Raw genomic sequence first — 23,427 nt, 5'->3', positions numbered from 1 at the left:
CTCTGGGCCCATGCTATGCTGCGACTAGAACACGTATCCAAGAACTTTGGCAAGGCGGGGGTGTTCGAGGTCACCCTCGAGCTCGCCCCCGGCGAGATTATGGCGGTGCTGGGGGCTTCCGGCTCAGGCAAGACCACCCTGCTGAACCTGGTGGCAGGGCTGCTAAAGCCCGACACCGGCCGCATCTTTCTGGGCCCGGAGGAGGTCACCCACCACCCCCCGGAGCAGCGCGGCCTGGCCTATGTGTTTCAGGATCATGCCCTGTGGCCGCACCTGAGCGCGCTGGAACACCTGCTGCTGGTTATGAAAAAGCCCAACCGGGAAGCCGCCCACCACCTGCTCGAGCGGGTGGGCCTGGCCGGGCTGGACGCCCGCAAGCCGCACCAGCTTTCCGGCGGGCAGAAGCAGCGGGTGGCCCTGGCTCGAGCGCTGGCCGCCAAGCCGCGGTTGCTGCTGTTAGACGAGCCCTACTCGGCCCTCGACCCGGTGCTGCGCGAGGAGTTGCGGCTCGAGGTGGCCTCGCTGCTGCGGGCCGAGCACGTGAGCGCCCTGCACGTCACCCACGACCCCGACGAGGCCCTCGCAGTGGCCGACCGGGTGGCGGTGATGGAGGGGGGGCGTATCGTGCAGGTGGATACCCCTACCCAGGTGTACACCCAGCCCCAGACCCTCTCGGCGGCGCGGGCCTTCGGGCGCTTGAACCTGCTGCCGGTACAGGTTCAAAACGGTTGGGTACAGCTCAACGGCCTGGCCTGGGCGGTGGAGGGGCTGCAAAGCGGGTCGGGCCTGCTGGCCTTCCGCTACGAGGACTTGAGGCCAGAGCCAGAAGGGTTTCCGGCCAAGGTGCTGGCGGTGTATGGTGGCCGGGGTGAGCGGCTGTGCCGGGTGAACCTGGGCATAGGAGAAGCAGTGGTGAAGCTGCAAGCCGAGCCGGGGGAAGAGGTTCGGCTATCGCCTACGGGCCGACTCAGGGTATTCGAGACCAACCGCTAGAATTTTAGGGCTTACCCAGCCGCTGCCCGTCCCGCTTCCCTCCCCAGCGCCGCTCCTGCCCACGGGGGGTCAGGATAAAGCTGTTGCGGTCGTCTAAAATCTGGGCCTGCAGAATCTCCAGCACCTTGCGCTTGGCGCGGGCATCCAGGATGGGGAAAAACAGCTCGTAGCGGCGGTCGAGGTTGCGTGGCATGGCGTCAGCGCTACCCGCCCAGACCCGCCACTTGCCCTTGTTTTTGAAAGCGGCCACGCGGGCGTGCTCCAGAAAGCGACCCACCAGGCTCTTAACTTCCAGCCCTTCCCAGAGGGCCGTGAGGGTGCTGCGGACAATCAGGTGCACCTTGGCCCCGCGGTTCAGCGCCTCCTCAAGGGCCTGGAGGATGGGGGGGTCGGTGAGGTGGTTGAACTTCAGGATGATCTCACCCTTCTTGTGGGCTTCGGCCTGGATGTTTTCCAGGAGCAGGTCGCGGATACCGGGGCCTGTCCGCAGGGTGGTCAGCACCGGGGCCTGGCGCTGCTCCAGGGCCGAGAAAAAGGCCCACACATCCGCGGTTAGCTCGGGGTGGGCGGTAAAGAGCGAAAGGTCGGTGTAGAGTCGCCCGTTGAGGGGGTTGTAGTTGCCGGTGCCCAGGTGCACATAGGCCTGCCCGGCCCGGCGCACATAGAGGGCCTTGGCATGCACCTTTTTGCTGGGCAGGGGCAGCACCCGCACCCCTGCCCCAGCAAAGCGCAGGCTCCACTCGAGGTTGGCCAGCTCGTCGAAGCGGGCCCGGCCCTCCAGGAGCACCGCCACATCCTTCCCGGCCCGGGCCGCCTGAATGAGCGACTGGGCGATGCCGTTCTCCTCGCCAATGCGGTACAGGGTGGCCCGCACAGCCTCCACCTTGGGGTCCTGGGCGGCCATCTGCGCAAAAGCCTCCACCGCGCCGTAGTCCTCGAAGGGATGATAGAGCAGCAGATCGCGGCGGTTCAGGTAAGCGAAGGGGTCTTTGGCAAAACCTTTGGGTTTTTCGATGGTAATGGGTTTGAACTTCTCGCTGGCCGGGCCTCGCGCAACGATGATACTCACAAAGCTCAGGTCGAGGGGCGGGGCCAGGCGGAACAGCTCCCAGGGCTCCAGCGCCAGGGCTGCGCGGATGGTCTCGGCCCACTGCGCAGGAAAGTCTTCCTCGACCTCGAGGTGGCTCACCTGCCCGTCCAGGCGGGCCTCGAGGGCCTCGGGCAGCTCGTCCCAGTCGGCGCGGGAACGGGCCAGCTGGGCCAGCCGGATCAGGCGAAACTCAAAAAGCGGCAGCTTTTGGTTGGCGGGCAGAAACAGGTCGCTGCGCATACGCACCAGCGCACCCAGGCGCACGAAGCCCCCCTCGCGTCCGGGTACTTCCAGCAGCCGGGGCACGCTCTCGGGTAGTCGGATCAGGTGCTGCAACGACCCCTCGCCAGCGGCAAAGTAGAGTGCCTGGCTGGCCAGCTCGGGGATGGCCTCGGGCCGGATCAGGTCGGTAAGGGGGGCCACCTCCTCGGCTAAGTAGGCCCCGAAATACTGCTTTTCAGCCTTGGTGAGCTGGGAGGGCTCGAGGATGTGGATGCCCTGGCCTTCTAGCGCCTTAAGGAATTCCAGATAGAGCCGGCCAGCCTCTTCGGCCTGATCCAGGGCTTCTTTCATCAATTCTCGATAGCCCGGGGTTCCTCGCTCCTCGGCAAAAGCCCGTGAAATTCGGGCGGAGAAAAACTCGTCGAGGTTCGAGGCCCATATTCCCAAAAAACGCAGCCGCTCGAGCAGCGGGAAGTCGGGCCGCCGGGTCTGCTCCAAAACCCGCCGGTTGAAGGAAAGCCAGCTCGCCTCCTGGCTGACCTGGGCGGCCACGTAGCGGGGGCTGTGCGGTTTGGACATCCCGTCCAAGTCTTGGGGGACTTTGTCAGGAAACGGTAAGGCTTGCTTTTTGCTTTTATTTTTTTTCACCCTGGCCTGAGTTTATCCTCCCGCAAAGAGGGCTGAAAAGAAGTAAGGGCGGCTCACCGGAATAAAAACAACCACGACCAACGGTCACGGCCAGGGCTGATGCTATCCTGACGGGGCTGGGGTCAACTACGGGCGTGCACCCCGCCCAGCTTGAGCCCGCGGCGCGCAGGCCCTACGATGGGACGGTGCAACGACTGGGCATTGTAGATCTGGGATCGGGAACCGCGCGGCTGGTGGTGTACGCCTACGAACCGGGTAAACATTACCGGTTGATCGACGAGATCCGCGAGAGCGTCCGGCTGGGCGAGGGGCTGGCCCGCCAGGGCCGCCTGAGCGAAGGCGGAATGCAACGGGCGTTGTCGGCCCTCAAACTCTATGCCGATTTCGCCCAGGCCACCGACCTCGACCAGCTGCGGGTGATCGCTACCAGCGCCAGCCGCGACGCCGAGAATGGCCCGGAGTTCCTGCGCGAGGTGCGCAAGCTGGGGCTTCAGGTGCAGGTGCTTTCCGGCGAAGACGAGGCCCGCTACGGGGTGCTGGCAGTGGCCAACTCGTTCAACTTCCAGGATGCCTGGGTGATGGATCTGGGCGGAGGCAGCGCCCAGCTTTCACTTATGGAGGCTAGGGCCTACCGCGAAGGACGGGCCTATCCGCTGGGCGCGGTGCGCCTGACCGAGATGTTTCTGGGGTCGAACCCGCCCAAAAAGGGGGAGATCGAAGACCTCGAGCGTTTTGTGCGCAAAGAGATGAAGGAGGTGCTGGCCCAGGTGCGCCAGAACCCCCTGCCGCTGGTCGCCATGGGCGGCACGGTGCGCAACCTGGCCAAGCTGGCCCAGCGGCGGGGGGACTACCCGCTGGATCTGGTGCACGGCTACTTTCTGTCCCGCGAGGCGCTCGAGGAGGCGGTGGAGATCCTGGCCCAGCGCACCCTCGAGCAGCGGCGGCAGCTCGAGGGCCTGCAGTCCGACCGCGCCGATGTGATTGTGGCTGGAGCCCTGGTCTACCGCACCGTGCTGCGCGAAGCCGGCCTGGACGGCCTGTGGATCTCCGGCCAGGGTGTGCGGGAGGGGGCTTTCTACCGGGAGTTCCTACCTGCTCCGCATCTGCTGAGCGATGTGCGCGGGTTCTACGTGCGCAACCTGTTTGCCCGCTACCCCCAGGATTTTAGCCACACCGCCCGGGTGCGCCACTTCTGCCGCCTGCTCTTCCGGCTGCTGGCCCCTTTGCATGGCTACGGCCCCAGCGAGGAGCAGCTCCTGGACGAGGCCGCCCTGCTGCACGACATCGGTATGAGCATCGGCTATTACGACCACCACAAGCACGGCGAGTACCTGGTGATGAGCGCGGCCATCCCCGGCCTCACCCACCGCGAGCAGGTCTTGCTGGGGTTGCTGGTGCGCTACCACCGCAAGGGTGAACCCCGGCCTGGGGCCTACAAATCGGTGTTGCAGGATGGCGATACCAAACGCTTGCTGCGGCTGGCCGCCATCCTACGCATCAGCGAGTACCTCGAGCGCAGCCGGGTCGGGCGGGTGGAGGGGCTGGAAGTGGAGATCGGCAGCCAGCAGGTGCGCCTGACCCTGCTGGCCCAGGAAGAGCCCTGGGTCGAGCTCACCGAGACCCGCAAGCAAGCCAAACTCTTCCGGCAAGCCTTCGGCCTCGAGCTGCTGGTAGAATGGGGGCCTCGAGGCTAGCCATGAAGCTCTACCTGATCCGCCATGCCATCGCGCTCGAGGCCGCGCCCGGCCAGACCGACGACGAGCGCCCGCTCTCCGAGGAAGGCATCCAGAAGTTTACCGAGGTGGTGCGCGGCTTGAAGCGCCTGGGGGTTCGACTTGATCGCCTCTACCACAGCCCCAAGCTGCGGGCCGTGCAGACCGCCGAACTGCTGGTGCCGCTGCTGGAAGGCCAGACCGAGGTCACCCCCTACCTGGCCGCCGAGCCCAGTATGGCGCTCCTCGAGACCCTGCAAGGGTCGTCGGTGGCCCTGGTAGGGCACGAACCCTGGATCGGCGAGCTATGCGCCTGGCTGGTCACTGGCCGCCAGGAGGGCCGCGCCTTTCCCTTCAAAAAAGGCGGGGTGGCCCTGCTGGAGGGCCTGCCCCAACCGGGCCAGATGTGGCTGCGGGGGTTCTGGGCCCCTAGGCTTTGGCGCCGGCTGGGGGCGTGAGCAACAGAAAGCCCAAGGCCCCGCCGTAAGCGCGCCCCAAGACCCCCTCGGTTTGGCCTCCAGCAATTCAACCTGCCATAAACCAGACAAAGCTTCCCGTGGGGTGCTTATCGCTCGAGCCTGAAAGGGGTCTTCTGCCCGGCCAGGGCGATTTCCCGGGCTTCCTGGGGTGCCCAGGAAAGCCCCAGCACGGCCTTATAGGCGCGCAGGGCCTGGTCGCGCCGGCCCATCCAGTCGGCGAGCTGCCCGTAGCGGGCCAGGGCGTAGCCCGGTAGGTAGGCGGGGTGCTGGAAGTCGGTGTGAACGAGCTGCTCCATGAGCTGGTAAGCCGCCTCGGGCTGGCCCGCCGCCAGATAAATCTGAGCCGCGCAGTACAGGGCCTCGGGGCCTTCCACCTCCTGCAGTTGTTGCAATAGAACCCCCCAGTCGTCCGACTCGTTCAGTTGCCAGGCCCGATCCAGCACGCTGCGCTGGCGCTCCAGCTCGGTAGGGGTGTGGTGGCCGGGAAGCACCACCCGCTCCGCTGGAAGGGCCCAAAGCAGCCAGGGATACTCGAGCACATCCACCAGCACCGCCACGGAACCCTCGAGGGCAGCCAGGCGCCCGGCCACCTGGGCCATGCGCTCCCGCCGAAAGCCGGTGGCGGGCCCTTCGCCAAACACCTCCCCATAGCCCTGGTGGTAGGCCCGCAGGGCCTCGAGCACCGGCCCCTGGGCGAAATCCTCCGGGGTGCGGGGGTTGGTCAGCACCCATTTAAGGTTGTTCTCGAGCGGCTCCACCTGGCGCAAAATCTGCTGCCCTTTGGGGTACTGGCGCAGGGCCTCGCGAAACCGCTCGGCCTCGAACCTGAGCGGGGCCTGGGGGTCGAGCGCCTCCAGCGCAACGCCCATACTTTCAGCCCAGGGCAAAACATGAAACAATGAGATCTCGTTCTGGTCGCGCCAAGTTTGCGCTGCCAGCTCTTCCGGGCTGTACGAGGCCAGAACAATCCGCTCGGGCTGATGGGCTCGAATCAGCTCCAGCAGCGTCACCCCGTTGTAGCGCGGGTGCAACAGATGAAAGGGGCCCAGCGTAGGAATGACCAAAAACGACACAACCGATATTCTAGACCTCAAAGACCGCAACTACCGTCTGGCGATGCTCAATGGTTGGTTTGTGCTGTTGGGCGACGCTTTCTTTAACGGTTCCATTGTGCTGGCCTCCTTTGCCGCCAAGCTGGGCGCGGCCAACTGGGCCATCGGGCTGATGCCGGCCCTGCTCAACGCCGGTTCGATGGTGCCGCAGGTCTTCGTGGCCCCTTACGTGGCCCGGCTGCCGATTAAGGTCACGCTGTACCGTCGCATGGCCCTGCTGCGGGTGGCCAGCCTGGGCATCGTGGCCCTGGGCGGGTTCTTTCTGGGCCATCGCCCCGACCTGCTTTTGTGGGTGTTTGTGGCAGGCCTAGCCCTCAACGGGCTTTTTACCGGGTTCTCGAGCCTGCCTTTCTGGGAAACCATCGGCAAAACCATCCCCATGGAGCGCCGCAGTGGGCTGTTCTCGCTGCGCAACCTGGTGGGAGGGTTGCTGGCCTTTGGGGCTGGCTTTTTGGTGCGCCTGATCCTCGAACTACCCTTGGCCTTCCCCTACCCATACGCCATCCTGTTCACCCTGGGCACCCTGGCCTTTGCCTACGGCTGGCACCTGTTCGGCCTGATAGACGAACCCCCCGACACCCACACCCGCACCGAGCGCATCTCACTCAGCCTGCCGTTTCGCGACTTCTATTTCCGGCGGTTCCTGCGGGTGCGTGTGCTGCTGGCAATTGCCAGTATGGTCGAGCCTTTTTTCGCAGCTTATGCCGTGCGGGTGCTGGGACACAAAAGCGAGATTGGCACCTATCTTATGGTCTACACGCTCTCCTCGGTGCTCTCCAACCTGCTGTGGGTGCAGGTCTCGAGGCGCTACGGCTCCCGCAGCCTGATCCTGATCGGCGCCGCGCTGGGCGCGGTAACCCCGGTGCTGGCCCTGCTACTACCCAAAACCGCATTCTGGCTGGTCTTTGCCCTTCAAGGCGCCTACCTTTCTTCCATCGGGGTGGGCACCGCCACCTACCTGGTGAACCTGGCCCCCACCGATGCGCGCAGCTCGTACATCGGCCTGTCCAACACCATCGTGGGGCTGCTGGCCTTCTCGCCGGTGCTGGGCGGCTTGCTGGCCGACCGCGTGGGATACGTGGGGCCTATGGTGGTCGCCACCATCTGCTATGCCTGGGCCCTATATGCGGGCCGGCGTTTGAAGCTGCTCGAGCCCGTCTAGTCCCCTCGGCCACCCCCTGGGGGTTCGCCTTGGATAAAGCCCCGGTTTGGCATATGATTGCCAGGTCACATGGCATTCAAACCAGGTATTCCGGCCAAGTTTCGCTACCTTCTATGGGGGCAGAGCAGCGTCACCTTTGGGGCCGTGGTGCTGGAAGTGGCCTTACCCCTTCTAGCCGCCGTCACCTTGCAGGCCAGTCCTACCCAGATGGGCCTGCTGGCCACCTTGCAAACCCTACCCTGGCTGGTCATTACCTTGTTCGCCGGGGTGTGGATCGATCGTGGCAACCCCAGGCGCATTATGACCTGGGCCAACTACGGGCGGGGTCTCTTGCTGCTCAGCATCCCCCTGGCCGGGTGGCTGGGCTGGCTCAGCATCGAGTGGTTGTGGGTGGTGGCCTTTGCCTATGGGCTGCTGCGGGTCTTCTTCGAGCTGTCGGTGAGCGCCTTTGTGCCCAGCGTTGTCGAGCGAACACAGTTGGTAGCCGCCAACAGCCAGCTCGAGAGCAGCCGCCAGGTTGCCACGGTGGCCGGGCCGGGGGTGGCCGGCCTGCTGGTGCAGACGATTGGAGCACCCCTCACGGTTCTGCTCAATGCCTTTTTGTATTGGATCTCGGCCTTTTTGATTCAGCGCATTCCCAGCAGCGAGTCGCAGCAGGTGCGCAGCCCTAAGCTCTTGCTGAGCGAGGTGGGCGAAGGTCTGCGCCTGGTCTTTTCGGACGCTTACCTTCGCGCCCTGGTGCTCTCGAGCGCCACCTTCAATTTGCACATCGGCATGCTGGCCGGCCTTCAGGTTTTATTCCTTAGCCGGGTGCTGGAAATACCCCCAGCCTGGATTGGCGTCATTTTTGCTGTGGTGGGGCTGGGCGCGCTGGTGGGTGCGCTAACCGCTGCACGGTTTACCGGGTGGCTGGGCATCGGAGGGGTGGTCATCCGCATGCAGCTAATCTCCTCCCTTGCCGGGGTGGCCTTCGCGCTGGTGCAGGCCCCTCCAGTGGTAGCGGCCACCCTGGTTGGCCTCATTCTGTTTGTAAAAGCGGCCTCTACGGTGATACGCAACGTGAACGTGGTCAGCATTCGCCAGGCCCGAACCCCCCAACACCTTCTGGGGCGGGTGGGGGGAACCAGCCAGTTTGTGGGCATCGGACTGGGCTCGCTGGGCGGCATTGTAGGAGGGCTGCTGGCCGAGTGGCTGGGCATCCGCGAGGCCACCTTAATTGCCGGGCTCATCGCCATGTTTTCCTTTAGCTGGCTGTTCTTCTCCCCCATCCGCAGCCTGAAGGGCCTGCCAGAAGCAATGAAGGCCTGAGCGGCCCCATAAGCGGCCAGGCCCGCCGGGGTACGTCCAGCCCTCAGCCGAGCACGGCGCGGCGTGGTAGGCGGGCTACGCATCGGTGGATCAGGCCACCCACCACATAACAGCGAACAACCAGCAATAAACATTCTGAGGGCGTAACGCCCCCAGCCAAAAGCCCAATTTCAAAAAAACGGACGTTTTAGTCGTTCCAGATGAGGATTCGAGCAGCTACCTTTTTCATGGCTTTTCCTCCTGACGTAACGATATCGCAGAGCGTTATGGTTGTAAACCTATTGACAAAATGTCAAGTTTATGCTTCACAAACTTATGACTCAGGTCTTTACCTGGTACAAGTAAACTTTCCTGGATTAAAACCCCTTGCTGGTGCGCTTTTATTTGAGATGCACTCTCGGATATTTATACCGAGTTTATATTGCCGCATCACCTCGCTTGATTAAGTTTCTGCGGCCCCACCCCCCCTCTACCGGCCCACAAAGATTTGACGCCGTTCCGTTGCAGTCGTACACTTCTACGCAAGATGAGGTCTCGGCCAACTACCAGGCCTGGGGAGAACTTCTAGCCGCAAGGCGGCAGAGGTTCTCCCGGCTCGTAGTTGAAGGGCCGGGATTTTTTTTGAGGTGAGTATGAACGCAGTGCTTCCCGACGGACGAAACCTGGAGCTCAAGCCCGGCGCCACCGCTGCCGATGCCGCTCAAGCCATTGGCCCTGGTCTGGCCAAGGCCGCCATTGGGGCTATTGTCAATGGAGAGCTGTACGACCTGCTCAAGCCCTTGCCACCCCATGCCGAGCTGCGCATCCTGACCGAAAAGGATCCCGAGTACGCCCAGCTCTTCCGCCACACCCTGGCCCACGTGATGGCCCAGGCGGTGCGCGAGCTGTACACCGAGCGGGGTTACAGGCCCGAAGAGGTCAAGCTGGCCATTGGCCCGGTGATCGAAAACGGCTTCTATTACGACATGGACGCTCCTGAGCCCATCCGTGAAGAAGACCTGCCCATCATCGAGGAGAAGATGCGCCGGATTGTGGCGGCCAACCTGCCCCTGAAGCGCTTTGTACTCCCGCGCGAGGAAGCCCTCAAACGCTACGCGGGCATTGACCCCTACAAAACCGAGCTAATCCAAGACCTACCCGAATCCGAGGAGCTGAGCTTCTACGCGCAAGGCGACGATACCTATGGCTTCACCGACCTGTGCCGGGGCCCGCACGTGCCCAGCACGGGCCGCATTCCCCCTCACTTCAAGCTCACCGGCATTGCCGGGGCCTACTGGCGCGGCGACTCGAGCCGCCCCATGCTCCAGCGCATTTACGGGGTTGCCTTCCGCACCAAGGAGGAGCTCGAGCACTACCTCTGGCAGCAGGAGGAAGCCAAGCGCCGCGACCACCGCCGGCTGGGGCAGGCCCTCGAGCTCTTTACCATCAGCGAGGAGGTGGGCAAGGGCCTGCCGCTCTGGCTGCCTCGAGGCGCTTTTATCCGGCGTCAAATGGAAGACTACATGTACCAAAAAGAGCAGGAGCACGGCTACCACTATGTGTACACGCCACACATCGCCAACGCCCGGCTTTACTACACCTCGGGCCACCTGCCCTACTACAAAGACGACATGTACGCCCCCATCGAGATTGAGGGGGAAGAGTACTACCTCAAGCCCATGAACTGCCCGCACCACCACATGATCTACAAGGCCCGGCCCAAGAGCTACCGCGACCTGCCGCTCAGGCTGGCCGAGTTCGGCACGGTCTACCGCTTCGAGCTTTCGGGCACCCTCTCGGGCCTCACGCGGGCGCGGGGCTTCACCCAGAACGACGCGCACATCTACTGCTCGAGGGCCCAGGTCACCGAGGAGTTTATCCGGGTCATTCAGCTTTTTGACGAGGTCTACAAGGACTTCGGCATCTCGGACTACTGGTTCCGCCTCTCCCTGCCCGACTTCGAAAACAACCCCGAAAAGTTCGGCGAGGAAAACGACAACTGGCGCGACTCCATCAAGGCCATCCGGGCGGCCCTGGAAGAGACCGGGGCCAAGTATGTGGAAGGCATCGGCGAGGCCACCTTCTACGGCCCCAAGCTCGACGTGCAGATCAGGAGCGTGCTGGGCAAAGAAGAGACCATCGCCACCAACCAGCTCGACTTTATCGTGCCCGAGCGCTTTGGCCTCGAGTTCACCAACGAAAAAGGTGAAAAAGAAACCCCGGTGGTGATCCACCGCGCCATCATGGGCAGCTTCGACCGCTTCTTTGCGTTTTACCTGGAGCACACCGCCGGCGACTTCCCGCTGTGGCTCTCCCCCATCCAGGCCGTGATTGTGCCGATTGCCGACCGGCATCTGGAGTACGCCCAGAAGGTAGCCGCCGAGATGCGCAAAAACAGGCTCCGCGTGGAGATTGACGACCGCAGCGAGCGCATGAACGCCAAAATCCGCGACGCCGAGCTGCAAAAAATCCCCCTGATCCTGGTGGTAGGGGACAAAGAAGCCGAGGCGGGCACGGTTAATGTGCGCGAGCGTCACGTAAAAGAACAGCGCACGCTGGCCGTGGCGGCCCTCATCGAGGAGATGAAGGCTCGAGTAGAGGCAAGAAAATAAGATCGTCCAAGCCCGCTCCCATCAACTTAGAGGGGTCTACAGGGAACGAACAAACGCCTCGGCCTCTTCAGCGCTGGCCAGGCGGGGCTGGCGCTTCCTGAACCACTGCCAGAGAACCCCCAGGTCGAGGTCGGAGAGGTTTTGGGGATGGCCCAGGATTATCTTGTGGTCGCCGTCGGAGACCCAGATCATGCCCAGCACCTCACCCTCGAGCCAGCTTCCGACCGGCACCGGCTCCCTGCCCGCCCAGATGGCATCGAGGGTGTCGTGGTCGGCAGGGTTGTGATAGCCCGGTATCAGACCGTAGTTGACCGGTGCCAGGCCCCATTCCGGCCGCCAGGGGGGCTCCTTCGGAACCAGGCGCTCCCCGTCCCAGCTATACCTTTCGGCCGTTCCCAGGCTCCACTCCACCAGCATTTTGGCTCGCATCGGCGGCCATTCTACAAAAAAACCAACTGCCACCGGGAGGCGCGGGGGCAGTTGCCAGGGGGGCACAGTTCTAGGCGAGGTGTCTCCAGCGCAACCGGGCTACCTGAGTACGCCGCATCACACAGCCGCTAAACTCAATGGGGGCGGGGAGAAGCCAGTTGCGCAGCGAGGTACGCACCCCTCCCATCGGATGAGGACGGGCCCGAATGGGTCGGGCATTCCCAAATGCAATCTGTAATATAAGCTCCCTACTCATGCTTGTAGGTTAAGCCATCAATCGTTACAAGCGCGTTACTTTTGCACCAAAAAACATTAAATATCCTTAATGTTCGGCCATAGCCAGGTCGAATTGGGCGGTGGCGGGCCAAGCTAGCTATGCCTGCATAGGCCTGGGCGACGAATCTCCACTGGGATCTTCCCAGACTTGCTCAACCAGGTCGATCAGCTCCTGCACTGGAACTCCATAGCGGCGGGCTATCCGTGCAATTTCGTGCCCTACGCGCTTCAACTGGCTTAGATACTGCTGGGGTATTTCCTCCGACTCGTCCTCGAGGTCTTCCACAATACCGATCAGCCAGCCTATCAACTCGCTGGCATCCTCGTCAGAAAGCCCATCGGTTAGGGCTTCATCCTCGAGCAGCAGTTCCGTCAGCCGTTCATACATACGCGGCCTCTATACTATGCCGAAGCGCATCGAATTTGAATATCCACAAAACACCACGCGCCAGTAAAGGTTCGGCTCAGTTGGAGGGGGAACGGCCCGCAGGGGTGTTCAGCAAGAGCAGCTCGTCTTTGTGCACATAACCCATCTGCCGAACCAGGCCTTCCCGGTAGCGGGGGTCAGCAGCAAGCTGAAGTTCTTCGATCAGCTTCTGGTTGCGCCGCTCGAGCTGCACCAGGCGAACCTCGGCCTGCGCAATTTGATTGCGGAGCTGCACATTGCGCTGAACCTCCAAGGTTATCAACAGCAAAATATGTAGTGTTCCCAACGCAAATATCAAATGCAATAATCGGTAAATTGGCTTCTCCACAGTAAAGTCAGTATATCACCTTCCTGTCTTGCGTCTAGGTGATATTTTCACAGGAAAAACTCACGCTTCACCATGCTGTGCCGAACTCAACACGGGCGATGCGCCGGTGTCCAGCAGCGCCCACATCTTTGGTCTTCCTCCAGCCCAATCAAAATCGAGATATACCCTGAAAGCATCACAATAGTGTTCTTTTTCTGAAAATGTTTTATAATACGGTAACTTGTACACGGGGGTAAAGATGGCAAAAGCCAAAGAGCGGGATAGCTATCGGTCAAAGCTCAAAGCGATGGGGCTGCGTCATACCCTACCCAGAGAACGAATACTGGCCTATCTCGATAACAAAAACACCCACCCCACGCCCGAAGAGCTCTACCTAGGCCTCAAAAAAAAGGGATTCAACATCGGCCTTTCAACCATATACCTAAACCTTCAGGTGTTGCGCGAGGCCGGGCTACTGTGGGAGTTCAAAGACCAGAAAGGCAACACCCGCTACGATGGTTTCAACGAGCGTCACCACCATCTTTTCTGCTTGCAATGCGGGAGCATCGAGGATGTGCTGGACAAAGACCTGCCCACCTTTGACACCACCCCCATCAAAAAAGCCATCGAGGCCAAAAACGGCTGGTTTGTAGAAGAGGCCCGGCTCGAGCTTCGCGGCGTTTGCCCGGCATGCCAGTAAGGCCGGGGATTCCTCTCAGCAATCTTGAGCGGAACCCGCCTCACCTTCAGGTCGGTTCGCCCAAACCGCGACGAACCGACCTCGAGGATGCTCAAACACTAGTTGCCGCTGGATTCACAAAGCAGCTCCACCAGCGTCCGCACCCCAAACCCCGTACCGCCGGCCGGGCCCAGCGGGTGGTTTTTCTCGGTATAGGCAGGGCCGGCGATATCGAGGTGCACCAGCGGTTTGTCGGTAAACTCTGCCAGGAAGAGCGCCGCCGTAATGGCACCCCCTGAGCGGCTGCGCCCGTGGGTGTTCTTGATATCAGCGGTGCTGGACTTGAGGGCCTCGAGGTACTCCTCTTCCAACGGCAGGGGCCACACCTTTTCACCGGCGCGCTCGGCTGCCTCCTGTACTTGGCGGCCCCAGCGGGCGTCGTTGGCAAATAGACCCGCCACCTTCTCGCCCAGTGCCACCACACAGGCCCCGGTCAGGGTAGAAAGCTCCACGATCAGATCGGCCCCCTGCCGGTCGGCGTAGGTTATGGCATCGGCCAGGGTAAGCCGCCCCTCCGCATCGGTGTTCAGCACCTCAATGGTCTTACCCGATAGGCTCGTCAGCACATCGGAGACCCGGTAGGCCGTACCCGAGATCATGTTCTCGGCCGCCGCCACATAGGCGCGTACTTCCACTGCAGGCTTTAGCATCGCAACAGCCCGCATAGCACCCAGCACGGCCGCTGCACCGGCCATGTCGCACTTCATGGTGATCTGGCTTTCGGATGGCTTTAAGGAGTACCCTCCCGTATCAAAGGTGAGGCCTTTGCCCACCATAGCCACCACCCGATCGGCAGGTTGCGGGGGTTTATAGGTAAGCTGAATAAAGCGAGGCGGGTTGGCGGAACCTTGAGCCACACCGTAAAAAGCGCCCATACCCGCTTGCTTGATCTGCTCCTCGTCCCAGACGGCCACCTCGAGCCCAAGTTCTTCGGCCATCGCAGCGGCCCGGTGGGCCAGCTCAGAAGGGGTCAGCACATTGGGGGGCTCATTAACCAGATCACGCGCATAGTTGACTGCCTCGCCTATGATCCTAGCCCGGTCGACCGCCGGCCCGGAGGCTCGAGCCAGCCATAAGCGCAGTTTTTCACCCCGCTTACCGGGTGCGCCGCTGGTTTTGTACTTGTTCCAGGTGTATCCACCCAGGAGCGCACCTTCAGCCAGGGCATGGCTGGCTTCTTTTTTGCCGAACTTTTCTGAGAGAAAAACCTCCGTCACCGCCTCTTTGAACCCCAGGCGGGCAATTTCCTGCACCAGTCTGGCCCCGGCCCTACGAACGGTCTCAAGACTCACGCCCCGCTTCTTGCCCAAACCAAAAAGCAGCGCAAACCCAGGGCCTTCGCCCTTTGTCTGAGCCAGATTGATCAGTAGGGTTTCACCAAAATCACCCTTGAAGTGCAACTCTCCCATAACTTTGGAGAGTGTTTTTTGGTATTTAGCGTCCAGCCGATTGCCTTCCTCGCCAAGCTCACCGCCCCAGACCCCCACCACCGCCAGGGGCGCAGGGATCTCGTCAACATAGCGTCGTGCCGACTTTAGTGTAAGTTCCATGACGTGCGAACTATAACACAAAATTGCACACCGTTGACCAGCCGGTCAGAACCTTAAAAACCGTCCCAGACCTTCAAGGCCACCAGCCCTGGCGCCGGCTTGCTAGTTCGGCCCACAGCGCACAGCCTGGCTGCGCCCTCGAGGTGGCCGGATCACCTGAACCTCGGCGTTCAAGCCCTTAATCCATCCGGTCAGTCTGATCAAAATGAGTGTTTCTTTATCTCGAGCTTTTGCCCATTCTTCCAGATTACTGGCGTAATTGGCTGATTCCCTAGGTAACAACAAACGAATGCGTCCATTCTGTACAGCCCCCACATGGAATGCAGCCGGCCTGGTAAAGTCGGGGATTCTGTCGTAAGGGGCTTTGAGGTTGGCCTCAGCCCAGAGCCAGCTGGCTACTGCATAAACGGTTCCGGCAGGGTCGGTCACCGGCAGCTCGTGTATACAGCGCCGGGCCCTGGGATCTTCATCGAGCAGTTTGGCCAGGTAAGGGGGGGCATCATCGCGGTCAATGAGCCGCTTGCGCACCAGGTACATGTAACCCAGGTAGGGATTTACCGGGTTACGCTGGGTGCCCAGTCGGAACACGGTCGGGCCGATGGTAATGAGAGGATTGGCCCAGCCCTCCACCCGAACAGGGGTATTGATGCCCAAATCCACCTGGGCCAGGTTGATGAATAGATCGTCAAAAACTGCATAGGAGGTGTTGTTCTGGCTAACCATGCGCAGGTATAGGCTGTTGGTGGTCTGCGGGAATTTGACCTCGAGCAGATACCGTCCCAGAATTCCGGTCTCGGTGAAGCGCACCCCTTTGGGCTCAAGCAGCCGCCTCAGTTCGCCCACCTGCAAAAGCGCCGGCTCCTGTACCCCTCCAACAGCCCAGGGCACCGAACCCACAGCAGCCTGCGCCGCAACCATCAGTGCCCCAAGCATCCCAGCCCCTACCAACCCTTTTTGCATAACCCTCCCCTCTGTGGCTGCTCTAGACCTCGATGGCCTTGCCCCACTCTCCCAGAAACACTACCTTGCCGCGCTCCCGCAAGGCCTGTCCCAGCGCCTGCAGTTTTTCCACTTCACCATGCACCAGGGCTACGCGCTGCTCGCCGTCCAACCAGTCGAGCAATTCATCACGGCCTGCGTGGCCCGAGAAACCACCCAGGGTATGGGTTCTGGCCCGTACTTGTACGGTTTCGCCGAACATCCGTACCGTTTCAGCACCATTGATCAGCAATTCTCCCAGGCCACCCCGGGGCTGGTAGCCCGTGATAATCACAGCGTTTTTGCTATCGGGCAGACCATGGCGCAGGTGGTGTAGTATACGCCCCCCGGAAAGCATTCCGTTGCCAGCGATAACAACCATAGGGCCCTGCATCAGATTAAGGGCCTTGGACTCCTCCACGCTGTGGGTGTACTCGAGCCGCTGGGGGCGGAAAGGGTCGAGACCCTGGGCATAAAGGCGCTGAACCTCGCTGCTGAAAAAGTCGCGCACTTTAGGATAAATCTCGCTGATTTTGGAGGCCATGGGCGAGTCCACAAACACCGGAACGCTGGGAATGGCCCCGCGCTGCTCGAGCTCGCGGATGTAAAACAGCACCTCCTGGGTACGCTCGAGGGCAAACGACGGGATGAAGACCTTGCCATTCTGGCTCAGCACGCTCCTCAAAATACCGGAAAACTCTTCCAGGGTTGCAGCAAATGGACGATGCGCACGGTCTCCATAAGTCCCTTCACACAAAACCAGGTCAACCATGGCCGGATAGTCGGGATCCACCAACACATCTTTCCGTCGGTGGCCCAGGTCACCGCTAAAAATCAGGGATCTGCCGGCGGCCTCGAGCTGAATAAAGGCGCTGCCGGGAAGATGCCCCGCGTCGCGCAGGCGGTAGCTGAACGGCCCCAGGCTCTGCGTCTGGTAGTAGGTGACCACCTCCAGACGGGTATAAAGTTCGGCCAGATCGCTTTCGTTCCAGGGCAATGGGGGCGCCTCACGGCCCTTGCGCACCAAGCGCTCGCGCTCTTCTTGCATAAGCTTTAGGGCATCCTCGAGGATCACCGGCAGTATCAACCGGGTTGGTTCTGTAACGTACACCCGGCCCGCAAATCCCTGGCGTATTAGCATGGGTAGGCGGCCGATGTGATCGTTGTGGGCATGGGAGATCAGCACCGCGTCAACGGTTCTGGGATCAAAACCAAAAGGCTCTTCGTTGCGTTCTTCATCGGCACCCTGATAAGCGCCACAGTCCAGCAGCAATCGGTAATTCTGGTGCTCCACCAGGTGGCAACTTCCGGTCACCGTCTGCGCTGCGCCAAATGGGGTTATTCGCATGCACGTACTGTACCAGACTCAACCCAGGCTTTTGGCTTACCCTGCGCTTTTGTTCGGCTTGACAGTCTTTTGGCTGTGGTGTAACCTTACGACTTGGACGAGGTTCAACCCCTTTGTCCAAGCTGCCATCGGAATAAGAGCAAGCCGGGCCACCCTAGCTCAACTGGTAGAGCACCCGACTTGTAATCGGAAGGTTGTCGGTTCAATTCCGATGGGTGGCTCCACAAGGGCAGGTGGCCGAGTGGTTAAAGGCGACAGACTGTAAATCTGTTCTCTTCGGAGTACGGTGGTTCGAATCCACCCCTGCCCACCAAGCACCCATCGGGTGTGCCCATAGCAGTGAGCTTCTACTCAGCCTGCTATGGTCGGCGCGGCAGCGCCAAACGCGGGAATAGCTCAGTTGGTAGAGCATCTGCTTCCCAAGCAGAGGGTCGCGGGTTCGAGTCCCGTTTCCCGCTCCACAAGCGCTTCGTGCGCGAATGCTTCCGGTGCTCGGGTAGCTCAGCTGGTAGAGCACACCCTTGGTAAGGGTGAGGTCGTCGGTTCAAGCCCGATCCCGAGCTCCAAACCCACACCGCCCGTCCACCGCTGCGGGCGGTGTGTTCCTGAAAAAGGAAGAATCCTAGCGGAAGCCAAAAGGAGGCAATACACATGGCGAAAGGCGTATTTGAGCGCACCAAACCCCACGTGAACGTAGGGACGATCGGACACGTGGACCACGGGAAGACCACCCTGACGGCGGCGATTACCTTTGTGGCGGCGGCGGCCAACCCCAACGTGGAGGTACAGGCCTACGACCAGATCGATAAGGCGCCCGAGGAGAAGGCCCGTGGGATTACCATCAACACGGCCCACGTGGAGTACGAGACCGAGAAACGGCACTACTCGCACGTGGACTGCCCGGGCCACGCCGACTACGTCAAGAACATGATCACCGGTGCGGCCCAGATGGACGGGGCCATTCTGGTGGTTTCGGGTACCGACGGCCCCATGCCCCAGACCCGCGAGCACATCCTGCTCTCGCGCCAGGTGGGGGTGCCGTACATCATCGTCTTCCTGAACAAGATCGACATGGTGGACGACCCCGAACTGTTGGATCTGGTGGAGATGGAGATCCGCGACCTGCTGAACCAGTACGAGTTCCCCGGCGACGACACCCCCATCATCCGGGGCTCGGGCCTGAAGGCGCTGGAGCACATGATGGCCCACCCCAAGACCCAGCGGGGCGAGAACGAGTGGGTGGATAAGATCTGGGAGCTGCTGGATGCCATCGACTCCTACATTCCCACCCCCCAGCGGGACGTGGACAAGCCCTTCCTGATGCCGGTGGAGGACGTGTTCACCATCACCGGGCGTGGTACCGTGGCCACCGGGCGGATTGAGCGCGGGAAGATCAAGACCGGTGAGGAAGTGGAGATTGTGGGGCTGCGGGAGACCCAGAAGACCGTGGTGACCGGGGTGGAGATGCACCGCAAGACCCTGAGCGAAGGGATTGCTGGGGACAACGTGGGGCTGCTCTTGCGGGGCGTGAGCCGCGAAGATGTGGAGCGGGGCCAGGTGCTGGCCAAGCCGGGGAGCGTCACCCCCCACACCAAGTTCGAGGCCTCGGTCTACATCCTGAAGAAGGAAGAAGGGGGACGGCACACCGGCTTCTTCACCAACTACCGCCCGCAGTTCTACTTCCGCACCACCGATGTGACCGGGGTGGTGGAACTGCCCAAAGGGGTGGAGATGGTGATGCCCGGCGACAACGTCACCTTCACCGTCGAACTCATCAAGCCCATCGCCATGGAAGAAGGCCTGCGCTTCGCCATCCGTGAAGGCGGCCGTACCGTGGGCGCCGGTGTGGTGGCAAAAATCATCGAGTAGCGTGGTAAACTGGTAGCTTGCTGGCCCGGTCAGGCCCTCGAGGGTCTGGCTGGGCCGAAGGCTGAAAGAGGATCAACATGGCGAGTGACGTACGAATCAAGCTGCTCTTGGAATGCACCGAGTGCAAGCGGCGCAACTATGCGACGGAGAAAAACCGTCGCAACACCACGGCCAAGCTCGAGCTCAAGAAGTTTTGCCCTTGGTGCAACAAGCACCTGCCCCACAAGGAAGTAAAGGTCTAAGGCGGTCGTATGGCTCAAGAGCAGAATGCCGCCCCCCGGCGCCCACTTGGTGCGCGGATTATCAACTACTTCCGCGAAGCCCGCGCCGAGCTTACCCGTGTCACCTGGCCTAGCCGTCAAGAGGTTATCGAGTCCACGCAGGTCATCTTGGTGTTCGCCGTCGTGGCAATGGTTGTGCTGGGCTTAATCGATACCATCTTCCGCTTCATCACGGTGCGCTTACCCTAACGCGTTGGTGCCAGCTATGAGCATTGAATGGTATGCCGTCCACACCTATGTTGGCCACGAGGAAAAGGTCAAGCAAAACCTCGAGCAACGGGTGAAGGTTCTCGGTATGCAGGACAAGATCTTCCAGGTCTTGATCCCCACCGAGGAGGTTGTGGAGCACCGCGAGGGCGGTAAGAAAGAAGTGGTGCGCCGTAAACTTTACCCAGGCTACATCTACGTGCTGGTGGATCTAGGCGATACCCCCGGTGAGGTCAACGAGGCCTGGGAAGTGGTGCGCAACACCCCCGGCGTCACGGGTTTTGTTGGCACCGCCACCCATCCGGTGCCCCTCACCCCAGATGAGGTACAGCACCTCCTGGAGATTGCTGGTTTGGCTGGGAAAAAAGAAACCCCCAAGCCCCAGGTTACCTTCAAAGAAGGCGATGTGGTGCGCGTGGTTTCGGGCCCTTTTGCCGAATTTACCGGTGTAGTAAGCGAGGTCAACCTCGAGCGCCAGAAGGTCAAGGTTCTGGTCTCTATTTTTGGACGCGAAACCCCAGTCGAGCTGGAGTTTTCGCAGGTCGTTCGCGCTTAGGTGCGAACGCTAATGCCAACGGCTTATCGCGGCTAGCAAGAAACCTCTGCTACCCGCTGTGAGCAGCGCGAAAGCGCTCAGGCGATACCACCACGAAGTTCGTGGGAGCCATCCCGCAGACTGCGGGCCAGTGCAAAGGAGGAAGAACAATGAAAAAGATTACCGCTGTGGTCAAGCTACAGCTCCCAGCCGGCAAGGCCACACCGGCGCCCCCGGTGGGCCCGGCGCTTGGTCAGCACGGCGCCAACATCATGGAGTTCGTCAAGCAGTTCAACGCGGCCAGCGCCAGCATGGGCGATGCGATTGTGCCCGTTGAGATCACCATCTTCTCCGACCGCTCATTCACCTTCATCACCAAGACCCCTCCGGCCTCCTACCTGATCCGCAAAGCCGCAGGCCTTGAAAAGGGGTCTGGCAAGAGCGGGCGCGAAAAGGTGGGCAAGCTTACCTGGGAGCAGTGCCTGCAGATTGCCAAGCAGAAGATGCCGGACATGAACGCTTTGGATCTGGAATCCGCGGCCCGTCAAATTGCTGGCTCGGCCCGCTCGATGGGTGTGGAAGTGACGGGGGTGCCCAATGCCTAAGCGCGGAAAACGTTACCGGGCCCTACTGGAAAAAGTAGACCTGAACAAGGTGTACTCCATTGAGGAAGCCGCCGCCCTGATCCCGCAGATCAAGAGCGCCAAGTTCGACGAGACTGTGGAGGTGCACGTCAAGCTGGGCATCGACCCCAAAAAGTCGGATCAAAACGTGCGCTCCACTGTGGCTCTGCCGCATGGTACCGGCCGCAGCGTGCGGGTGCTGGCCATTGCCAAGGGCGAGAAGATTGCTGAGGCCCAGGCTGCCGGTGCCGACATCGCTGCCGGGGAGGAAATTATCCAGGAAATCCTGGACGGCCGCTCCGACTTCGATGCGGTGGTGGCTACCCCTGATGTGATGGGCGCGGTCGGCTCCAAACTGGGGCGTATTCTGGGCCCCAAGGGCCTGCTACCCAACCCCAAAGCCGGTACGGTGGGTTTTAATATCGGTGAAATGGTGCGCGAAATTAAGGCGGGCCGGATCGAGTTCCGCAACGACAAAACCGGCGTGGTGCACGGCCCGGTAGGCAAAGCCAGCTTTGCACCCGAGAAAATTGCCGAGAACGTGCGGGCTTTTATCAAAGCCGTTGAGAGTGCTAAACCCGACGGGGCCAAGGGCACCTATCTGCGCTCGATCTACCTCACCACCACCATGGGGCCCAGCATCAAGGTGAGCACCAGCACAGCCCACCAGTCCTAAGGCCGCCAACAACCAAAAGCTCCCTGTCAAGGGGGCTTTTCTTTTGTGGTTCAGACGAGAGCGCAGAGCCCATACACTGTACATAAGCCTCAAGGGCTACTATCTTTGAAGAGTCTGTATGCATCCACTCAAGGCAACCCGTCCCACCAAACCCCTACGCCAAGCCCTATGACCCCCGTGCGTGCCCTCTCGTTGAGCCTCGTGGTTGCAGGGGTGGTATTTGGTCTGAAATGGCTGGCTTATGCAATCACCGGTTCTGTAGCCCTGTACTCCGATGCACTGGAGTCTATCGTCAACATCGTGGCGGCCGGAACCGCCCTGGTGGCTGTGCTGGTTTCGCGCCGCCCTGCTGATAGCAATCACCCTTTTGGTCACACCAAGGCCGAGTACTTCTCGGCGGTCTTGGAGGGGGTGTTGATTGTACTAGCGGCGCTGGCCATTGTGCGGGAAGCCGGGCCCAAACTGTTTATGCCACAGCCGGTTGAAAGCCTGGGCACAGGGCTGCTGGTTTCTTTGGGGGCCTCAGGGATTAACGCCGCGCTGGGCTGGTTCCTGGTTAGCAGCGGCCGCAAAGCCCGTTCACCAGCGGTTGTGGCCGATGGGCGGCACATCCTGGCCGATGTGCTGACCTCGGTGGGGGTGCTGCTGGGGGTTGGGCTGGCCTGGTTGAGCGGCTGGTGGGTCTTGGATCCCTTGCTGGCCATGGCCGTAGCGATCAACATTCTGTGGGTGGGTTGGCGGCTGGTGCGCGACTCCGTTGGGGGTCTGATGGATGAGTCGGTTTCGGAACTCGAGCTTAGCAGTATCCGCAGCGCGTTGCACAAAGCCCTCGAGGGGCTGGCCGCCGAAGGCAAGGTGTTGGAGATTCACGACCTGCGCACCCGGCGGGCCGGGCCGCGTACTTTTGTGGAATTTCACCTGGTTGTACCGGGCCAGACCTCGGTGGAGCAGGCCCATCAGATATGCGACCGGCTCGAGGGCGCCTTGCAGGCCAGCCTCGATGGCATAACCACCACCATCCACGTGGAGCCCGACCACAAGGCCAAGCACACAACCTTCAGAATCGGTTAAACCCAAAGCAAGCCTGCGCATTCCGATCGGTTACTTGCTCCATCTGCTCGAGGCTCAGCGCTCGAACCTCGGCCAGTTTAGCCAGTGTAAACCGGACGAGCGCGGGGTGGTTGCGCCGGCCCCGATATGGCTCGGGGGGTAGAAAGGGTGCATCGGTTTCGACGAGCAGGCGCTCGAGGGGAATTTGCCGGGCTGCCTCGCGCAAGGCCGTGTTTTTCTTATAGGTCAAGGGCCCCGCCAAGCCAAAATAGGCCCCGAGTTCCAGGCCCACCTCAAGGAGGCGCGGATGCCCCGAGAAAGCGTGCAGGACAAACCTCAACGGACGGTTGTACAGCAGCCAGTCGGCCAGCTCCTGCTCGGCCAGGCCGTCTTCCCGGCTGCGCACGTGAAAGATCAGCGGCAAGCCCCGCGCAGCCGCCAGTCGGTGCTGAAAATCCAGGGCGCGATACTGGGCCTGGCGGGTCTCTGGCTTCCAGTAGAAGTCCAGGCCGGTCTCACCGATGGCCCGCACCTTTGGATGCTGGGCCAGATCTTGCAGGTCGGCCTCGAGCTCCGGTGAAAGAAGCTGGGCCTCGGTAGGGTGCAGGCCCACAGCGGCCCAGATATGGGGATGGGCCTCGGCCAAGGCCAGCGCCTTGCGGTTGCGCTCGGGGTTCGTACCTATGGTAAGGATGGCCCTGAAGTCGCTCGAGGCCTCGAGGGCCGCCTGGGTCTCTTGGGGCTCCATGTAGTCTAGGTGGCAATGGGTATCGGTCATGTTCTGTCCCGCCGAAGTTCAGTTTACGCCCTGGACT

23 protein-coding genes and 4 tRNA genes are annotated in these 23,427 nt (G+C 61.5%); 18 read left to right on the top strand and 9 right to left on the bottom strand.

All coding sequences use genetic code 11. The features are described from left to right. Window positions 1-15: 15 nt before the first annotated feature. Complete coding sequence (locus tag MRUB_RS06090) at window positions 16-993, top strand: ABC transporter ATP-binding protein (protein WP_013013481.1); 978 nt, start codon at window positions 16-18, stop codon at window positions 991-993. 4 nt (window positions 994-997) lie between these two features. Here MRUB_RS06090 and MRUB_RS06085 read toward each other — a convergent pair whose 3' ends face one another. Then, on the bottom strand, window positions 998-2,884 hold the full coding sequence (locus tag MRUB_RS06085; protein WP_013013480.1) for a polyphosphate kinase: 1,887 nt from the start codon (window positions 2,882-2,884) through the stop codon (window positions 998-1,000). A 254-nt stretch (window positions 2,885-3,138) separates the two neighbouring features. On the opposite strand from MRUB_RS06085, the gene MRUB_RS06080 reads away from it, so the two are divergent. Both MRUB_RS06080 and sixA read left to right on the top strand, forming a co-directional pair. Continuing rightward, complete coding sequence (locus MRUB_RS06080; RefSeq protein ID WP_013013479.1) at window positions 3,139-4,647, top strand: Ppx/GppA phosphatase family protein; 1,509 nt, start codon at window positions 3,139-3,141, stop codon at window positions 4,645-4,647. Window positions 4,648-4,649: 2 nt separating this feature from the next. After that, window positions 4,650-5,123 (top strand): phosphohistidine phosphatase SixA, encoded by a 474-nt coding sequence (sixA, locus tag MRUB_RS06075; RefSeq protein WP_013013478.1) that lies wholly within the window; start codon window positions 4,650-4,652, stop codon window positions 5,121-5,123. A gap of 107 nt (window positions 5,124-5,230) precedes the next feature. On the opposite strand, the gene MRUB_RS06070 is transcribed toward sixA, so the two are convergent. Next, complete coding sequence (locus tag MRUB_RS06070; protein WP_235438172.1) at window positions 5,231-6,217, bottom strand: tetratricopeptide repeat protein; 987 nt, start codon at window positions 6,215-6,217, stop codon at window positions 5,231-5,233. Between MRUB_RS06070 and MRUB_RS06065 the strand changes: the two genes are divergently transcribed. From MRUB_RS06065 to thrS, 3 genes are all read left to right on the top strand, one after another. Then, the gene (locus MRUB_RS06065; protein WP_013013476.1) at window positions 6,201-7,418 is read left to right on the top strand and encodes an MFS transporter; all 1,218 of its coding nucleotides are present in this window, start codon (window positions 6,201-6,203) and stop codon (window positions 7,416-7,418) included. The genes MRUB_RS06070 and MRUB_RS06065 overlap by 17 nt on opposite strands. A gap of 69 nt (window positions 7,419-7,487) precedes the next feature. Next, window positions 7,488-8,726, top strand: coding sequence for an MFS transporter (locus MRUB_RS06060; protein WP_013013475.1), 1,239 nt, complete (start codon window positions 7,488-7,490; stop codon window positions 8,724-8,726). Window positions 8,727-9,358: 632 nt separating this feature from the next. Continuing rightward, entirely contained in the window at window positions 9,359-11,317 is a 1,959-nt protein-coding gene (thrS, locus tag MRUB_RS06055; protein WP_013013474.1) for a threonine--tRNA ligase, read from the top strand. A gap of 36 nt (window positions 11,318-11,353) precedes the next feature. Here thrS and MRUB_RS06050 read toward each other — a convergent pair whose 3' ends face one another. The 3 genes from MRUB_RS06050 to MRUB_RS06040 all read right to left on the bottom strand — a co-directional run bounded on the left by MRUB_RS06050 (window position 11,354) and on the right by MRUB_RS06040 (window position 12,711). Next, entirely contained in the window at window positions 11,354-11,746 is a 393-nt protein-coding gene (locus MRUB_RS06050; protein WP_015586517.1) for an inorganic diphosphatase, read from the bottom strand. Between the two features lie 373 nt (window positions 11,747-12,119). Continuing rightward, complete coding sequence (locus tag MRUB_RS06045; RefSeq protein WP_013013472.1) at window positions 12,120-12,410, bottom strand: hypothetical protein; 291 nt, start codon at window positions 12,408-12,410, stop codon at window positions 12,120-12,122. 76 nt (window positions 12,411-12,486) lie between these two features. Beyond that, window positions 12,487-12,711 carry a hypothetical protein gene (locus tag MRUB_RS06040; protein ID WP_131455676.1) on the bottom strand — a complete coding sequence of 75 codons (225 nt, stop codon included), beginning with the start codon at window positions 12,709-12,711 and terminating at the stop codon, window positions 12,487-12,489. A 304-nt stretch (window positions 12,712-13,015) separates the two neighbouring features. Here MRUB_RS06040 and MRUB_RS06035 point away from each other — a divergent pair, with 304 nt between their 5' ends. After that, window positions 13,016-13,456, top strand: coding sequence for a Fur family transcriptional regulator (locus tag MRUB_RS06035; protein WP_013013470.1), 441 nt, complete (start codon window positions 13,016-13,018; stop codon window positions 13,454-13,456). Between the two features lie 98 nt (window positions 13,457-13,554). Here the strand turns inward: MRUB_RS06035 and MRUB_RS06030 are convergent, their stop codons facing one another. The 3 genes from MRUB_RS06030 to MRUB_RS06020 form a co-directional block, all read right to left on the bottom strand. Continuing rightward, complete coding sequence (locus MRUB_RS06030; RefSeq protein WP_013013469.1) at window positions 13,555-15,045, bottom strand: leucyl aminopeptidase; 1,491 nt, start codon at window positions 15,043-15,045, stop codon at window positions 13,555-13,557. Window positions 15,046-15,147: 102 nt separating this feature from the next. After that, a complete protein-coding gene (locus tag MRUB_RS06025; RefSeq protein WP_013013468.1) occupies window positions 15,148-16,005 on the bottom strand; it encodes a hypothetical protein in 858 nt (285 codons plus the stop codon). A 22-nt stretch (window positions 16,006-16,027) separates the two neighbouring features. Then, window positions 16,028-17,371: an MBL fold metallo-hydrolase gene (locus MRUB_RS06020; RefSeq protein WP_013013467.1), complete on the bottom strand. Its 1,344-nt coding sequence runs from the start codon at window positions 17,369-17,371 to the stop codon at window positions 16,028-16,030. 148 nt (window positions 17,372-17,519) lie between these two features. Here MRUB_RS06020 and MRUB_RS06015 point away from each other — a divergent pair. The 11 genes from MRUB_RS06015 (at window position 17,520) to MRUB_RS05965 (ending at window position 22,633) form a co-directional block, all read left to right on the top strand. Then, a tRNA-Thr gene (locus tag MRUB_RS06015) sits at window positions 17,520-17,595 on the top strand. A 3-nt stretch (window positions 17,596-17,598) separates the two neighbouring features. Continuing rightward, window positions 17,599-17,684: transfer RNA gene (locus MRUB_RS06010), tRNA-Tyr, on the top strand. Window positions 17,685-17,756: 72 nt separating this feature from the next. After that, a tRNA-Gly gene (locus tag MRUB_RS06005) sits at window positions 17,757-17,832 on the top strand. Window positions 17,833-17,861: 29 nt separating this feature from the next. Then, window positions 17,862-17,937 (top strand) — tRNA-Thr (locus MRUB_RS06000). 85 nt (window positions 17,938-18,022) lie between these two features. Then, a complete protein-coding gene (gene tuf / locus MRUB_RS05995; RefSeq protein ID WP_013013466.1) occupies window positions 18,023-19,240 on the top strand; it encodes an elongation factor Tu in 1,218 nt (405 codons plus the stop codon). A 77-nt stretch (window positions 19,241-19,317) separates the two neighbouring features. Beyond that, entirely contained in the window at window positions 19,318-19,482 is a 165-nt protein-coding gene (gene rpmG / locus MRUB_RS05990) for a 50S ribosomal protein L33 (RefSeq protein WP_013013465.1), read from the top strand. 9 nt (window positions 19,483-19,491) lie between these two features. Further along, window positions 19,492-19,710: a preprotein translocase subunit SecE gene (gene secE / locus MRUB_RS05985; protein ID WP_013013464.1), complete on the top strand. Its 219-nt coding sequence runs from the start codon at window positions 19,492-19,494 to the stop codon at window positions 19,708-19,710. 16 nt (window positions 19,711-19,726) lie between these two features. After that, the gene (gene nusG / locus MRUB_RS05980; RefSeq protein WP_013013463.1) at window positions 19,727-20,284 is read left to right on the top strand and encodes a transcription termination/antitermination protein NusG; all 558 of its coding nucleotides are present in this window, start codon (window positions 19,727-19,729) and stop codon (window positions 20,282-20,284) included. Window positions 20,285-20,433: 149 nt separating this feature from the next. Continuing rightward, entirely contained in the window at window positions 20,434-20,868 is a 435-nt protein-coding gene (gene rplK, locus MRUB_RS05975) for a 50S ribosomal protein L11 (RefSeq protein ID WP_013013462.1), read from the top strand. After that, window positions 20,861-21,562 carry a 50S ribosomal protein L1 gene (gene rplA / locus MRUB_RS05970; RefSeq protein ID WP_013013461.1) on the top strand — a complete coding sequence of 234 codons (702 nt, stop codon included), beginning with the start codon at window positions 20,861-20,863 and terminating at the stop codon, window positions 21,560-21,562. The genes rplK and rplA overlap by 8 nt, the downstream gene beginning before the upstream one ends. 168 nt (window positions 21,563-21,730) lie before the next feature. Then, window positions 21,731-22,633: a cation diffusion facilitator family transporter gene (locus MRUB_RS05965; RefSeq protein WP_013013460.1), complete on the top strand. Its 903-nt coding sequence runs from the start codon at window positions 21,731-21,733 to the stop codon at window positions 22,631-22,633. Here the strand turns inward: MRUB_RS05965 and MRUB_RS05960 are convergent. Beyond that, window positions 22,620-23,390, bottom strand: a complete 771-nt coding sequence (locus MRUB_RS05960; protein ID WP_013013459.1) for a TatD family hydrolase — start codon at window positions 23,388-23,390, stop codon at window positions 22,620-22,622. The genes MRUB_RS05965 and MRUB_RS05960 overlap by 14 nt on opposite strands. Window positions 23,391-23,427: the final 37 nt, after the last annotated feature.

Origin of the sequence: Meiothermus ruber DSM 1279 (assembly GCF_000024425.1) — a bacterium.
Classification (GTDB): Bacteria; Deinococcota; Deinococci; order Deinococcales; family Thermaceae; genus Meiothermus; species Meiothermus ruber.
The sequence above is the reverse complement of the archived record's forward strand: the minus strand, read 5'-3'. Positions and strand labels throughout refer to the sequence as shown.